Origin of the sequence: Acinetobacter guillouiae CIP 63.46 (genome assembly GCF_000368145.1) — a bacterium.
Lineage (GTDB): Bacteria > Pseudomonadota > Gammaproteobacteria > Pseudomonadales > Moraxellaceae > Acinetobacter > Acinetobacter guillouiae.
This window is the reverse complement of the sequence record NZ_KB849283.1, coordinates 1,714,336-1,729,529: the sequence shown is the minus strand read 5'-3', so window position 1 is coordinate 1,729,529 and position 15,194 is coordinate 1,714,336. Positions and strand designations below refer to the sequence as shown.

General features: G+C 33.9%; 11 protein-coding genes. 10 read left to right on the top strand and 1 reads right to left on the bottom strand.

All coding sequences use genetic code 11. The features are described 5' to 3' along the window. The first annotated feature begins 587 nt into the window (after positions 1 to 587). The 9 genes from F981_RS13125 to F981_RS13080 all read left to right on the top strand — a co-directional run bounded on the left by F981_RS13125 (position 588) and on the right by F981_RS13080 (position 12,092). On the top strand, positions 588 to 1,202 hold the full coding sequence (locus F981_RS13125) for a MarC family protein (RefSeq protein WP_004722279.1): 615 nt from the start codon (positions 588 to 590) through the stop codon (positions 1,200 to 1,202). Positions 1,203 to 1,479: 277 nt separating this feature from the next. Further along, positions 1,480 to 3,684 carry a TonB-dependent siderophore receptor gene (locus F981_RS13120; protein WP_004722277.1) on the top strand — a complete coding sequence of 735 codons (2,205 nt, stop codon included), beginning with the start codon at positions 1,480 to 1,482 and terminating at the stop codon, positions 3,682 to 3,684. A 1,134-nt stretch (positions 3,685 to 4,818) separates the two neighbouring features. Continuing rightward, positions 4,819 to 5,145: a hypothetical protein gene (locus F981_RS13110; RefSeq protein ID WP_004722275.1), complete on the top strand. Its 327-nt coding sequence runs from the start codon at positions 4,819 to 4,821 to the stop codon at positions 5,143 to 5,145. A 69-nt stretch (positions 5,146 to 5,214) separates the two neighbouring features. Then, positions 5,215 to 6,363 (top strand): JmjC domain-containing protein, encoded by a 1,149-nt coding sequence (locus tag F981_RS13105; protein ID WP_004722274.1) that lies wholly within the window; start codon positions 5,215 to 5,217, stop codon positions 6,361 to 6,363. Between the two features lie 7 nt (positions 6,364 to 6,370). After that, on the top strand, positions 6,371 to 7,636 hold the full coding sequence (locus tag F981_RS13100) for an HlyD family secretion protein (protein ID WP_004722273.1): 1,266 nt from the start codon (positions 6,371 to 6,373) through the stop codon (positions 7,634 to 7,636). A 3-nt stretch (positions 7,637 to 7,639) separates the two neighbouring features. Beyond that, a complete protein-coding gene (locus tag F981_RS13095) occupies positions 7,640 to 9,766 on the top strand; it encodes a peptidase domain-containing ABC transporter (RefSeq protein WP_004722272.1) in 2,127 nt (708 codons plus the stop codon). Positions 9,767 to 10,080: 314 nt separating this feature from the next. Continuing rightward, positions 10,081 to 10,683, top strand: a complete 603-nt coding sequence (locus F981_RS13090; protein WP_004722271.1) for a TetR/AcrR family transcriptional regulator — start codon at positions 10,081 to 10,083, stop codon at positions 10,681 to 10,683. Between the two features lie 9 nt (positions 10,684 to 10,692). Then, a complete protein-coding gene (locus tag F981_RS13085) occupies positions 10,693 to 11,670 on the top strand; it encodes a zinc-binding dehydrogenase (RefSeq protein WP_004722269.1) in 978 nt (325 codons plus the stop codon). A gap of 65 nt (positions 11,671 to 11,735) precedes the next feature. Further along, on the top strand, positions 11,736 to 12,092 hold the full coding sequence (locus F981_RS13080; protein WP_004722268.1) for a DUF1304 domain-containing protein: 357 nt from the start codon (positions 11,736 to 11,738) through the stop codon (positions 12,090 to 12,092). 158 nt (positions 12,093 to 12,250) lie between these two features. Here F981_RS13080 and F981_RS13075 read toward each other — a convergent pair whose 3' ends face one another. Further along, on the bottom strand, positions 12,251 to 12,823 hold the full coding sequence (locus tag F981_RS13075; protein WP_004722266.1) for a GNAT family N-acetyltransferase: 573 nt from the start codon (positions 12,821 to 12,823) through the stop codon (positions 12,251 to 12,253). A gap of 151 nt (positions 12,824 to 12,974) precedes the next feature. Between F981_RS13075 and F981_RS13070 the strand changes: the two genes are divergently transcribed. Continuing rightward, positions 12,975 to 13,808 (top strand): helix-turn-helix transcriptional regulator, encoded by an 834-nt coding sequence (locus F981_RS13070; protein ID WP_004722263.1) that lies wholly within the window; start codon positions 12,975 to 12,977, stop codon positions 13,806 to 13,808. Positions 13,809 to 15,194: the final 1,386 nt, after the last annotated feature.

The following is a 15,194-nucleotide window of genomic DNA, read 5'->3' as shown; positions in this document are numbered from 1 at the left end:
AAGATTTCAATGTCATAGAATTTTAATAAATATCAATTGATTATAATTTTAGTTTTTTTGTGAATTTTATGTGTTGGGTAATCATGAACAAAATGTATGAGATCTGATGCAATTATGTAATAAATTTAACGTATATAAAATAATCAAAAGGGCTGTGAATAATAGTTGTGTCAGCTTAGCTAGAATTATTTTAGCAGGGCGCAACGCCAAACTGATGCTAAAAAATGTTGAGACTAGAAATAGGTATTTGGATGATGACTAAAGCAATAAACAGCCGTTAAGTATAATTTTATCAACAATCCAAATGCTAATGGGTGCAATATGAGTTATAACCAGTGCCTAGCTTAAATGGGCGCTAAAAAACTGTATAAATATTTTTTATAGATAAAAATGAGTCAATTTTATAAGGTTATGCATTTTTTGAGTAAATGTAATATTTTTTGTAAAAATAAGTTGCTGAATCTTAATAAAATTTACAATTTTAATGATTAGTTAGACAAAGTATCCCCTTGTGGAGAAGTACAATTTTAGCAAAGTAAGCTCTTTTTTTGATTTTGTTTCCTGATTTTGTTTTATGGAAAGCCATTATGTTTTCAAATTATATCCATCCATTTGTTTTGTTTTTCTCATTACTCAATCCGTTTTTAATGAGTATCTATATGATCGGGATGATTCGGCATACTGAAACCCATGTATTCAATAAAGGTTTAGCCCAAGGTGCCTTGATTGCTTATGTGGTTTTTATGCTTTTTGCATGGGGTGGTGAAGCCATTTTTAGTACTTATTTAAATGTTCGTTTTGAATCATTTCAGATTTTTGGTGGATTAATTTTCTTAGTGATTGGCTATCGGTTTGTATTTCAAGGTGCGGATACCATCGGAGAAATGAGAGGAACACCTGCACACTTGGCCAGTACCATGGCGATGCCATTTATGATTGGTCCTGGCACAATCAGTGCAGCTGTCGTAACAGGAGCGAGTATGTCTTTACTCGAATCCGCTGTGTTGATCGCTTTTACCTTATTTATTAGCTGTGGCATTTTAATGATCATGAAGTATGGGCATGACCACTTACGTTATAGCCATGCAAAATATATTGATCGCTATTTTGATATTGTTGGACGTTTATCTGCCTTGTTAATTGGCACAATTGCGATTGATATGATCGCAACTGGAATCATTGGTTTGCTTGAAAAGTATTAATTATTTTTTATATTTTTTTAAGGTAATTATCAAATAAATACAATGACATGATTTACGCTAAGGTGAGGGATACACATCAGGCTATGTCAAAGTTTATTCAGTAATGTTATCGAAAAATCTTCGTCTTAGCCTTTCAGATTGAGAGGCTGCTCCTTTTATAGCTTTGTCTAACAAAACGAATTTGAAGTGTAAAATAATGGAGAAATATAGAGATATATGTTGTTTTTATGTGAAATATAACGATAATGATTTTTATTTAGATTAAGAGTTTTATTTCGTGAATAAATGGATTTCTCAAAATCGAATCTTTGCTAAAAGTGCAATTTATCTTGCACTTTATAGTTGTTGGATTGGGACAGCTTATGCTGCGACGGAAGCAACAACAGAACAAACAAATGCTTTACCCATGATCGTTGTCACAGCAGAAAACAATACAGAAAATAGCTACACTAAAAAGAATGCCAGTACATCGACTAAACTCGATTTGAGTGTAAAAGAAACCCCTCAATCTGTTTCAGTGATTACACGCAAACAAATCGAAGATATGGGTGCGACAAATTTGGGTGATGCACTATTAAATACAACAGGGATTTTACTAACAGGGGATAATACGGAGAGGACCAACTTTTCTATCCGAGGCTTTAATGTTGGAGATGGTTGGAATTCAAATATATTGCAATATGATGGTGTTGCTGTAAATGCAAGTAATGTCACCTCATCTAAACCAGATATGGCAACCATTGAAAGTATTGAAGTATTACGAGGGGCAGCTGGGTTAATGCAAGGTTCAGGAGACCCGTCTGGTGCAATTAATCTTATTCGTAAAAAACCAACAGAAGTTTTTCAGGCGAGTGGTGCTGTCAGTTATGGTTCATGGAACACAGTACGTGGAGAAATGGATGTTTCTGGTCCATTGAATCAATCTGGAAGCGTGCGTGGTCGTTTAGTGGTGGCAGGTCAAGATGGTGATTCATTTATGAAATCTGTTACTCGTGATTCTAATGTTTTGTATGGAATCGTGAGCAGTGATTTAACTGAAAATACGCTATTGAATATTGGATATTCACGTCAAGGTGAACATGCAGTTCCCGTAAATACAATTCCTAACTATTTCAATGGTCAAAAAATAGGTATCGATAATTCCAACTGTGGTTGTGATTACAGAGATTTTTGGGATAAAACCAATAGACAAGCTTTCTTAGATATAAGCCATAAATTTAATAATGGATGGGAAGTAAAAGCCAGCTATATGAAGGCAAACTATGCCATGGATATGGCATTTACTTCATTGAGCGTGGCTCCAAAAACCACAAGTGCTGATGATGCTTTAGCAACTGTTTATAAGTACGGATATAACTATGAGCAAAAATTAGATATTTATGATTTTTTTGCAAAAGGGACATATCAATTATTCGGTCGTGAGCATGACTTGGTATTTGGTGCAAATCACAGTAAAAGTAATATTACAGGGGCATGGACAAGTTGGGACCAAGTGCTAGAAGATTATAGTTTGGTTGGTGGAGGGGAAACACCGACACGTGACTATTTATACGTCAATATTAAAAATTACAGTCCTTATCAGTTACCTTACATCGCACCACGTTATCAAAACACCAGCGTTGATCAGGTACGTCAGACAGGATACTACCTCACCACTCGTTTAAATATTATTGATCCGCTCAAAGTTATTGCAGGTGTGCGTCAAAGCAATTATGAAAGTGTCAATGAATATAAGAAATCAAATATTTTAACACCATACTTTGGGCTTACTTACGCTATCAATGATGCATTGACTGCATATGCGAGTTATACCGATACTTTTGTTGTGCAAAATGTCAAAGATCGTAATGAGACATTACTTGATCCAGTACAGGGGAATGTTTATGAAATTGGGTTAAAAGCAGGGCTTTGGGATGATCGTTTAATTGCATCAGTTGCAGGATTTAAAACCAACCAAATTAATCGCTCAATACGAGATGAAAGCACCAAAGGGCAATGTCCATTTAATGGTGGCGAGGCTTATTGTAATGTTGCATCGGGTGAGGTGATCAGTAAAGGAATTGAAACTGAGATTCGTGGTGAAATTATACCCAATCTTAATCTAAGTTTTGGCTACACATACAATACTACGGAATATGCGAACGATCCTACAAATCAAGGTTTGGTTTTTAATGAGGATACGCCTGAACATATTGCACGTTTATTTGCGACTTATAAGTTTGCAAATAATTTAATCCTAGGCGGCGGTGCAAATTATCAAAGTACTTGGAAAGTGGGTCGTTATAGCGAACATCCTTATCGTCAGCCTGGATATACGATTGCTAACTTGGTGGCGAGCTATCCACTAAGTGATAAAGTGAATATTGCATTAAATATCAATAATATTTTTGACAAAGAATATTATTCACAAATTGATACTTATGGCGACATTCGTTTCGGTAATCCTCGAAATGCAACGCTCACCTTACGTGCAAAGTTTTAAATTAATCGAAGGATGGCTGATATTTTCAGCCATCCATGGAAAATTGCTAAAATATTAATGGTGGATTAATTGGTGGTGCTAGGTTTCGGGTAATTCAAAAGGCTGAACTTTGACGATAGTAGCCTGCCTAGTTTTCATATGGTTTTGTCCAAATACTTAACTGTTCAAATCAACTCATTTCACAGTAGCGAGTTATTTTTTGTATTTTTCCTAAGCTTCGTATTTTTTCTTGGCAGAGTCGTTGTGTGTGATTGTGAGTCACTGATGTTATTTGCCATTAGCTAAGCACCTCTCTTTTTTTATCTACACTGATATAGAGAAAGAAACATCAATCAGTGCCACAATATTATAATTTATAATAAATTAAAAACATATGGATTATATGTTTGGAATTATAAGATTATGATTTAAATATAAAGTTTTTTTGATAGTAAGTGTTCAATAAATAATAGATTTATTTAGAAATATAAAAATTGAATTGTGGTAAATTTAATTAAAATTATTATATTGAATTTTAAAGTAATTTTGATTAATTTAAATTAATGTGGTATAAATTATTCTTAATTAAAAGTTAATTTTAGAAATATAAATGAAAAATTCACTATTTAGTTTCTAATAACTTTTTTATTTATTGATTGTGATTATATTTATTTTTAAAGTTTTTATTTATTCATATGTCGATAATTTAGATTTTATTCAAAATTTATTGAGTTGTATGATTTTAATATCAATTATTTTGAATATTCATTTTTTAATATCAAAAAAATAGGATGATTTAATATGGAAAAATTAACAATGAGTGAACTATCTCTAGACGAGTTAGATGTTATTTATGGTGGGTGAAGAGAAAATATGTCATCTATATCCATAGGTAAACAAAAGTCAAAAAAAATAGGAATATTTTTTTTTAGTTTACTCCTTATTATAAATTTATGCATGCAAATTTATAATTACTTTAATGATAAGGATTTTAAATGGCTCATAATTTTGGGTAATGTATTTGTAATTTTAGTATGTCGTTATTTTTTTGATTTAGAAAATTATTTGAGAAATAAAGGATGGTTATAGTTTTTATTTTTATAAGATATTGTTTTTATTAATAATAAGTCTTAATTTCAATAAGGAGAATATATTATGCGTGAAATTACGATTCATGAGATGGCTTTAGTTTCTGGTGCTGCAAGTTATGGAGAAGTTGTTGATATTGGTTCAAAACTTGGCGGAGCTGTTGGTGCTGCCACTGGACCAGGCATAGCTACGGGTGAAGCTATTGCTGTTACTGTAGCAAGAGCTGGCATAGGTGCTGTAGCTGGTGGTGGGCTTGCTACTGCTGGTTGGTTGGGCTGGCAAATTGGTGGGTGGATTAATGAAAATACGCCTATCCAAAGTTGGATTTCAAGTGGTATAGATCGTCTGACTCGAGATGGTAACGACTATTGTAGAGATGGTGGTAACTACTAAAAATTAAAATCCTTTCATTTCTGTTTGGCTGATTTAGTTCAGCCAAATTTATTTTATAGCTAGGTTGTTATGCTGCTAAATTTTTCTCTAGATAAAGATACATTTAAAACAAAATTTCTTTACCAAAAACCATATTTATTTAAAAAATCACTAGATCCAATTTGTTTTAAATGGAATGATGTAAATGAATTTTATAGCCGTGCTGATATTTCTCATATTAACTTTAAGTTAATGAATGGTTATGAAGTTCCTAAAAAAGAATATATTGAACCATACGATAATTTAGGAGTGATTGAATACAGACCTATAACGGCTGTTTTATATGAATATCTTCGAAATGGTGCAACTTTAGTTTACAATAGAATTAAAAATGAATCTTTTGTAGACCATATTAGTAAACAAATTGCGAATTTTGCTGAAGCTCATACAATAACTGGTGGATATGCCGCATTTAGTTCCAAGTCTTCTTATAAGAGCCATTGGGATACACGTGATGTTTATGCAGTACAATTATTAGGCCGAAAACGTTGGATTCTAAGGAAACCTAACTTTGAATTTCCTTTATATATGCAGCAAACTAAAGATTTCCCTGATATAAAAGAGCCAGAAGAAATTTATATGGATGTCACTCTGGAAGCTGGAGATATTTTATATATTCCCCGTGGTTGGTGGCATGATCCCTTGCCTTTGGATGAAGAAACTTTTCACTTAGCTGTTGCTACTTTTGCACCTACAGGTTTTGAATATATGCAATGGTTACAAAATATCATTCCAGGTATTTTAGATTGCCGTAAAAATTTTACTGATTTTGAGCATGATGAAACGATGATTCAGAATATCAGCTACCAAGTTGCCGAAATAATTAAAGATAAAAAATATTATGAAAACTTTATGATGCATCATATGGGGAATTATCAGGTACCATCTCTGTTGTCTTTAAATGTTCTCGGTAATGGTAAGATTGATCAGTTAAATGAAGACCAGAAGCTTTGCCTAAACGCAAATTTAGTTTATTTATTTGATGATGGTTTCGTCATCATTAACGGAAATAAACTTAATGTTGATGCTATAAGTTTACAGCTGATTCAGCATTTGTTTGAACATCCATATTCTTCAGTTGCGGATATCGTTTTTAAATTCAATAGCTATCCAGCAGATAAAATAAAAAAACTTCTTTTCCAATTGGCTTTGGAAAATATTATTGGGCTTGTGACGTAAATTCCAGATGAGTTCAAACTTATTTCGTAAAGAAGTTCTCGACGCAAACCAAACTCGATGGACGGGAAGTATTATCCTCTCTCGTCCGTTTAGTTTTACTTTTTTAACAGTTTGTGCACTGTGTATTGCTTTAGTCATTGTTGCTTTTGCAATATGGGGAAATTATACCAAACGCAGTACGGTACAGGGACAATTGATTCCGCAATCAGGACTGATTCAGGTCTACGCTACTCAACAAGGCACCATCGTTAAAAAGAATGTATATGAAGGGCAAATGGTTAAACAGGGAGACGTTCTTTTTGTCATTTCAACAACAAGCTATGGAGAACAAGGTGATATTGCAGCAGCCTTGTCTAAACAAACTCAATTAAAACAACAGTCTATTCGCAATGAAATTGTACGATTGCGCCTACTTCATCAAAATGAAAGGGAGACAACGCTCAACCAAATCAATTTATTAAAAGAAAACTTAATAAAAATGGATAATTTAATTCTCAATCAAAAACATCGTGTCAATTTGGCTAAAATAAATCAAGAACGTTATGAACAAGCATTTAAACAGAACGCGACATCAAATGAAGAGTTTGAGGCAAAAAAAGCAGATTTTTTGAATCAACTTGATCAATATGAATCATTACAACGTGAAAGAATAACTTTTGAGAAACAGCTCAATGAGCAGAAAATTAATGTAGATGGATTACAGAATAAACAAAGTAATGAAATTGAACAGTTAGAACGTTTATTGTCTAGCAATACTCAAGAATTCATTGAAATGCAGTCCAGACAGCAAATCGCAATACAAGCGCATACTTCTGGGGTAGTCAGTACAGTGAATGCAGAAGTGGGACAGTTTGTTGATTTATCTAAGCCTTTAATGACGATTCTTCCTGAAAATACAGCACTCATCGCGCAGCTTTATGTTCCTAGTCGAGCAATCGGTTTTGTTAAACAAGGGGATCAAGTTTTATTACGTTATCAAGCATATCCATATCAAAAATTTGGACATGCAAAGGCAAAAATTCTTTCCGTTGCAAAAACAGCACTGGCCAGCCAAGATTTAAAAACGATAGGTACTATTTCCCCACAAGAACAGCTAAATAATGAGCCTGTATATCTAGTTAGAGCTCAACTACAGCAGCAAACAGTGAAAGCTTATGGCCATGATATGCCATTACAAGTGGGTATGACACTTGAAGGGGATATTATGCATGAAACGCGCAAATTGTATGAATGGGTACTTGAACCACTGTTTAGTATTACAGGAAAGTTATAATTTATGCGCTATCTTGATCGCTTGTCTTTAGGACTCGGTAGAAACACACCTGTAATATTACAGACAGAATCATCTGAATGTGGATTAGCCTGTTTGGCAATGATCGCTGGTTATTATGGTTATGATTCAGATTTATTTACCTTAAGGCAAAAGTATCCGATATCACAAAAAGGAGTAACACTTACTACCTTAGTCAAAATTGCAAATAAATTACATTTAATCACTCGACCATTAAAGCTTGAACTGGATGAATTAAATAAACTCAGGCTGCCATGTATCCTCCATTGGGATCTGAATCATTTTGTCGTATTAAAAAGTGTTTCAACAACAAAAATTACGATTATTGATCCAGCTTTTGGCGAAAAGCAGCTTAATTATGATCAAGCATCATCACATTTTACTGGAATTGCTTTAGAGCTATGGCCAGACTCTGATTTTGAAGAAAAAAAAGAAAAAACCAGTATTCGAATTTTTAAGTTATTTGGTGAGATTCGAGGGTTATGGAAATCACTGGGCCAGATTCTGATTTTGGCCCTAGTTTTAGAAGTATTCTCACTCGTCAGTCCATTCTTTATGCAATGGGTAATTGATCATGCGATTGTTTCAGCGGATCTCAACCTTTTGACTACCTTAGCGATTGGCTTTGGTATGCTCATGCTATTAAGTAGCTTGATCAGTCTACTGCAGTCATGGGTTGTAATGCACATGACAACAACATTAAATGTGCAATGGAAAGCTAATATTTTTCATCATTTGGTGAATTTACCTACAAACTTTTTTCAGAAACGCCATCTTGGTGACATTATCTCTCGATTCGGCTCTATTGATGCAATTCAAAGGACGCTAACGACATCATTCATCACTGCCATTCTTGATGGTTTAATGACTGTATTTACATTAACGCTCATGTTTATCTATAGTGCTAAGTTGGCATGGATTGCCATCATTACTATGCTGATATACGTCATCATTCGATGGATTTGGTATGCACCATTAAGACGGGCGACTGAAGATCAAATTGTACATGCTGCAAAGCAAAATACGCATTTTATGGAAACAATGCGTGGAATAAAAACGATTAAGCAGTTTGAAAAACAGGATCATCGGCAAGCCACATGGCTTACATTATTTGTAGATCAGATCAATGCTGGATTAACCACACAGAAACTAGGCCTAATGTTTGGCTTTGTAAATACCTTATTATTTGGCATACAAAATATTGTAATTGTTTGGTTGGGCGCGAGTTTAGTCATTGATGGTGAATTCACCGTTGGTATTTTAATGGCATTTATTGCCTATAAAAATCAATTTGGTGGGCGTGTGAGTTCTCTTATTGATAAATTTGTTGAAGTAAAAATGCTCAGTCTACATGGCGAACGCTTAGCTGATATTGTCTTAACAGACCAAGAGCGAGTGGATAACAATATATTAGATCTAGATTCTTCTGAACAGATAGAAAACACAGAAATTGATGTTAAGTCTTTAAAGTTTAGATATTCAGAGGATGAACCTTGGATCGTAAATGGAATCACATTTAATGTTTCAGCTGGGCAATCTTTAGCAATAGTTGGTGCTACAGGGTGTGGAAAAACTACACTGATGAATTTGTTGTTAGGTAATTTAAAATTAGAATACGGAAATATTAAATTTGGTAGTCAAAGTATAAAAAAACTTGGTCAAAATAAGTTAAGACATTTAATTGCATCTGTTGCTCAAGATGATGTTTTATTTGCTGGTTCGATATCAGAAAATATTAGTTTCTTCGATCATAGTGTTAAGCAATGTTGGGTTGAAGAATGTGCCAAGATGGCGGCTATACATGATGAAATTATGGCAATGCCAATGGGATATCAAACATTAGTTGGTGATATGGGAAATATACTTTCTGGCGGACAGAAACAACGAGTCCTTTTAGCAAGAGCGCTGTATCTGAAACCTAAAATTTTATTTCTGGATGAAGCGACGAGCCATTTGGATATCATAAAAGAAAAAGAAATTAATGAGATGATCAAATCATTAGATATTACTCGAATCATTATTGCGCATCGTCCAGAAACAATTGCATCAGTTGATCGTATTATTATCTTGAATAATGGAAGGATTGTTGATGATAAAATGCTTGAACACTGATCATTAGAATAATAAGTACTGCGATTGAAACAGAAAATTTTAACTGGGTTGACTTCAATAAAAGAACAACTTTATTTAATTCTAAGAGCCACGACTAGCAATTGAAAACATATCCTTTTCATTGATAATTTTGATATCGCTTGCCAATAATTTTAGTGCATACAAAGCTAATCAACATATTCAAGTGTTTTAGAAAGTGAAGGGAACAATCCTAATTCAACCCTAAAATACACTCAAAACCCTCAACTAAATTTCTTGAGTAATTTTCAATAAATTTATAGACGACTGGTCTATTATTGATTTATAGTGTGTACATGAAACGATCAGATAAAAGTGAAGCGACTCGCCAGCATATCTTAAATACCAGTTTTAAGCTGGTATTACATAAAGGTTTTGTTGGAGTCGGCTTACAGGAAATTTTAACGACTTGTGGTGTACCCAAAGGGTCGTTCTATTATTACTTTTCTTCCAAAGAAGCATTTGGTTGTGCACTTTTACAGCAATATCTTGCTGATTATAAAGTGAAAATTGATCAATTGATTCTACAAGAAGAGCGGAGTGCTTATGCGCGTTTAGTTGCGCTTTGGCAAGCATGGATTGATGATCCATGTCATAACGATGGTGGCTGGGCTGAGAATTGTCTGATTGTAAAACTTGCCGCAGAGGTCTCTGACTTATCCGAAGATATGCGTCAGATTTTAAATTTTGGTGTAAGCAAGCTGACTGAACGCATTGCAAATTTACTTAGTGAGGGGCAACAGGATGGTTCAATTCCACAACATATTGAGCCTGAGAAAATGGCACAAACCATGTATCAACTCTGGTTAGGCGCAGCTTTATTGGCGAAACTAGCACAGAACAAACAGCCACTTTATTTGGCTTTAGAAACCACACAGCAATTACTAAAACCTATATAGGAATAACAAATGAAAAGTATTATTCATCAAGTTTTTGGCGAACCTGTCGACGTATTAGCAGCAGCAGAAATGCCAAAGCCAGAGCCTAAAGCGGGCGAAGTTCGTATTAAAATGATTTTATCTCCGATGCATAACCATGACGTCTGGACGGTGAGAGGAAGTTATGGCTATAAGCCGACACTTCCTGCAATTGGGGGAAGCGAAGCGGTTGGTGTGATTGATGCCGTCGGTGAAGGTGTCGATGCAGTGTCTGTCGGGCAACGTATTGCAGTTGCCGCAGTTCACGGCAGTTGGGCGGAATACTTTATTGCGCCTGCGCATGGTGTTGTACCTTTAATTGATGCAATAGATGATGAAACCGCTGCACAATTGATTGGTATGCCGATTAGTGCACTGATGTTGTTAGATTTTATTGATTTAAAACAAGATCAGTGGCTTATCCAAAACACAGCCAATGGCGCTGTGGGTAAAACTGTTGCGATGATTGCGCACGCTCGCGGTCAAAAAGTCATTCATTTGGTTCGTCGTAGTGATGCGATTGCAGAAATGAATGGTTTAGGTATTCAAAATGTAGTGGCGACTGATCAAGCGGATTGGAAAGATCAAGTAAAAGCGATACATGCAGATCAACCTTTAATTGCTGGAGTAGATTCGATTGGTGGGAAAGCCAGTGGTGAAATGTTGGCTTTACTCAGTGAAAATAGTGTATTGGTTTCATTTGGTAGTATGACGGGTGAACTGATGCAAATTTCATCAGGTGATCTTATTTTCAAACAAGCGACAGTCAAAGGTTTCTGGGCAAGTGTGGTCAACAAACAATTGTCTGCAGAACGAAAAAAAGAGTTAATTGTAGAATTGGTGACTTTAGCGGCTCAGAAAAAATTAGTATTGCCTGTTGAAGGTGTATTTAGTTTCGATCAAATTCAACAAGCAGCAGCCAGAGCAACTGAAGGTGCACGCCAAGGCAAAGTGTTATTAAAACCATAAATGTACTTGGCATAGATCAGTTGCGAGACTGATCTATCAGCGTTTTTAAAATAAGGAAGAAAACGATGATTGGACAAATTTTAATTGCCTTAATTGCACTGCTACATGTGTATATTTTAGTTTTAGAGATGTTCTTATGGGATAAACCATACGGTTTAAAAGCATTTGGGAATACGCCTGAAAAAGCACAGCTCACTAAAGTCATGGCACAAAATCAAGGCTTATATAATGGCTTTTTAGCAGCAGGCTTATTTTGGGCTTTATGTGCACCTGTAATTTATGCCTTACCACTGGCAAATTTCTTTTTAGGCTGTGTATTGATTGCTGGGATTTATGGCGGCTTAACGGCAAGTAAGAAAATTATTTACATACAAGTGATTCCAGCAGCGTTGGCGTTACTTGTCGTGAATTTGAATTACTAAAGTAAGGGCGAGATTCGCCCATTCTTTAAATTTGTAAAAAATCAATTGCATAGCAGTATCAGAGAGATCAATAAGCTTTCTCGCTTCATATGAATCGTTCAGAAGATGATCTTAATTTATTTATTAATATCTCTGATGTTTGTTAACTTTAATTGATTCTAATCCATGTATTTGCTTACTTTGTAATGTGCAGGCAATTTGACCCACTCTTCACGTGATAAATAGCTGATATGCTCTGTACGGTAATCCGCTAGAAACTGATTATATTTATCTGTTTCAGTGTGATGATGCTTAAAGCCACACTTTGCTTGTGCTTTATGTGACTGTTCATTATCTGCAAAGTAACCACACCATAAAGCGTGTAATTGCAAATCTTCATAGGCATGTTGCATGACTGCTTTAACCGCTTCAGGTATAAAACCATTTCCCCAAAAGGGTACACCAATCCAATAAGCAACTTCTGCTTCATTATCAGCGATATCAAAATTACTGTCTTGCCCAATCAGTAGACCGACCATGCCAATGGCTCGATTGTCTTGCTTTTTCGCAAGCGCATAGACTTCATCATGTGCAAAAACTGTCTGAATATATTCTAAACTTTGTGCCTGACTTTCATGTACGGGCCAGCCCGCAATTGGCCCAACGCGTTCATCTTTTGCGTATTCGTATAAACTCTCTGCATCATTTTCCTGCCAAGGTCGTAAAACTAAGCGTTCAGTTGTCAAAATCATATTTTTAAAGCCACTTATAAAATTCATCTCATTTCAAAATGAACTATAGGTATTTTAGGGACTGCTTCCTATGCGCATATTTTGGCAATTTCGGTACTTTTCAAAACAAAATCATTATAATTAGGCAGATATTTAATAAATTTTATTCAAAATGCAAAGTGATCTAAATTATCTTCGTCAAAATGCAAAAGATTATTTATGGGGAACAAGTCATCTAAGTGATTCGTTAAACCAGCCTTTGCTATTAGCATATTGTTCACTTATTTTTATTACACAAGGCCATGCTGATTTAAGCATTCAGTTTAAAAGTTACCATTTGCAAGCAGGTGATTTTTTGGTTCTTGCAGAAGATTCATTGACTATTATAAAAAATCAATCGGCTGATTTTTCTTGTAATTATTGTATATTCAATCGTCATTTTGCTGCTGAAGTTGCCGCTGTTTTACCAAACGCTTTATTTGCTTATCTCAATCAAATGCCACATTTTTCCCCCAATACCGAACAGGCAGGTTTAATCAAGATATGGCAATCTCAAACCGATTTTATTATTAAATCCACAGAACAGTATCAGCGCACATTATTATGCAATCACTTGCAAAATTTTTTTCTGGTACTGTCTGAAATCGTCAATCACAAAAAGACCTTAGCCAAGAATGAGTACACAAGAAAAGAAAGATTATGTTGGAAGTTTTGGGAAATGATCGCAATACACTGTCACGCTGAACGGGAGGTTTTGTTTTATGCACAAGCCTTAAACATTAGTCCCTACTATTTATCGCAATTGTGTAAGCAAATTTTTAATGATAGCCCTAAAACGCTGATAGATCGGCTGGTGATTGTTAATCTTAAACAACGACTTAAAATGAATACACTCTCAATTCAAGTGATTGCTGACCAGATGCATTTTAATGACGCTTCCTATATGTGTCGTTATTTTAAAAAGCATACAGGCTATACGCTACGCCAATATCGAAAAGACAATTAAGATAAGATTTTTAACGTGATATTTTGAATAGGCTTCTTTTATGAGTTCTTTTTAAAAGTATAGATCAACACAAAAGCGCCCTCATCCTCGTCTTTTCCCAACGCGAGAGGAACGTCCAATACCAATCTGACTCACTCTCCATGCTCATTTTTTCATCTATGGACGTGAACGAATGGGTAAAAATTTTATTCTTATCAATTTTAATGCTTGATCTACTTCATCATGAGAACATTTGTAAATCAAATTGATGGATAATGTACACGCAGCTTACAGATGACTGATTAACAATCTTAGTAAAATGATTTGATCTTTTATATCTCTGAGATTACGTTTAAACATATTTCAGACTCATGATTTGATTTAAAAAGAATATGCGCTTAACTGATCCATTAAGTTTTTTAATCTCTTTAAATCAGATTTATTTTGCTTCTCAAATGGATATAATTCAAATGAAAACCAAGAATCATCGCCATAAAAATTTTGAAAATAAATTCCGATTTCATCTTTTTTTAAAATAAAATCTTCTGTCCAATTTGTTATCTCAACTTCAGATTTATGATCTGGTTGTATTTAATTGTCAATAATTTTGGTGAATTATTAAAATGTTTTTATGTGGTTTTTAGATATAAAAACAGTACGATTGTTCCATTTTTAAATCTTATATTTCATTGTTAAATATTTAAGTGGGTGGTTTAAAACCTGATTTTATCAATTTTTTTAGGGAAATAGAATTCTAATCGATATTGATTTTTTGATTTTTAAAGATGAAATTAAGAATTTTTTTATGCTTTTGTTAATTATTCTATGTGAGTATTTATTATTTTAAAAAACAAGATTGATCTAGTGAATGTTTGTTTGAATTTTTTATGATAATTTTTGAAGAGTTTTATATTTTTGTTTTTATTGTTAAGCATATTGAAAAATAAAGATCACATAATAATTATTATTTTTTATTATTTATAGTGATTTTTTATTTATGGGATGATGGTGTTTTATTTTATATGATTGGGTTCTCGAAAAATATAAATTTAACCTATTGTTTTGTATTTTTATTTTGGTTTATCTGGAATATAGATAAACAAAGGTTTCTTTTATTTAATTTACAATTGGTCTTAATTTTTTTCATGGAATAACATATTTTTATTTTGATGGAATAGGATAGATATTGACTCAAAACACCGACGATCAATAGATTGTTGCTAGTAAATAATTTCATAATAATTATACACTTGATTTATGTTTGTTGTGTATTTAATTCAGTGAAATTAAATGCTTAACTTTGAAATATTATAAATTTGGTGATAAATAATACCCACGAATTTGAAATGGAAAATTTTTCATCAACCTATTGAGCGATAAACAACTCTACTCATAAATAGTGGGTGT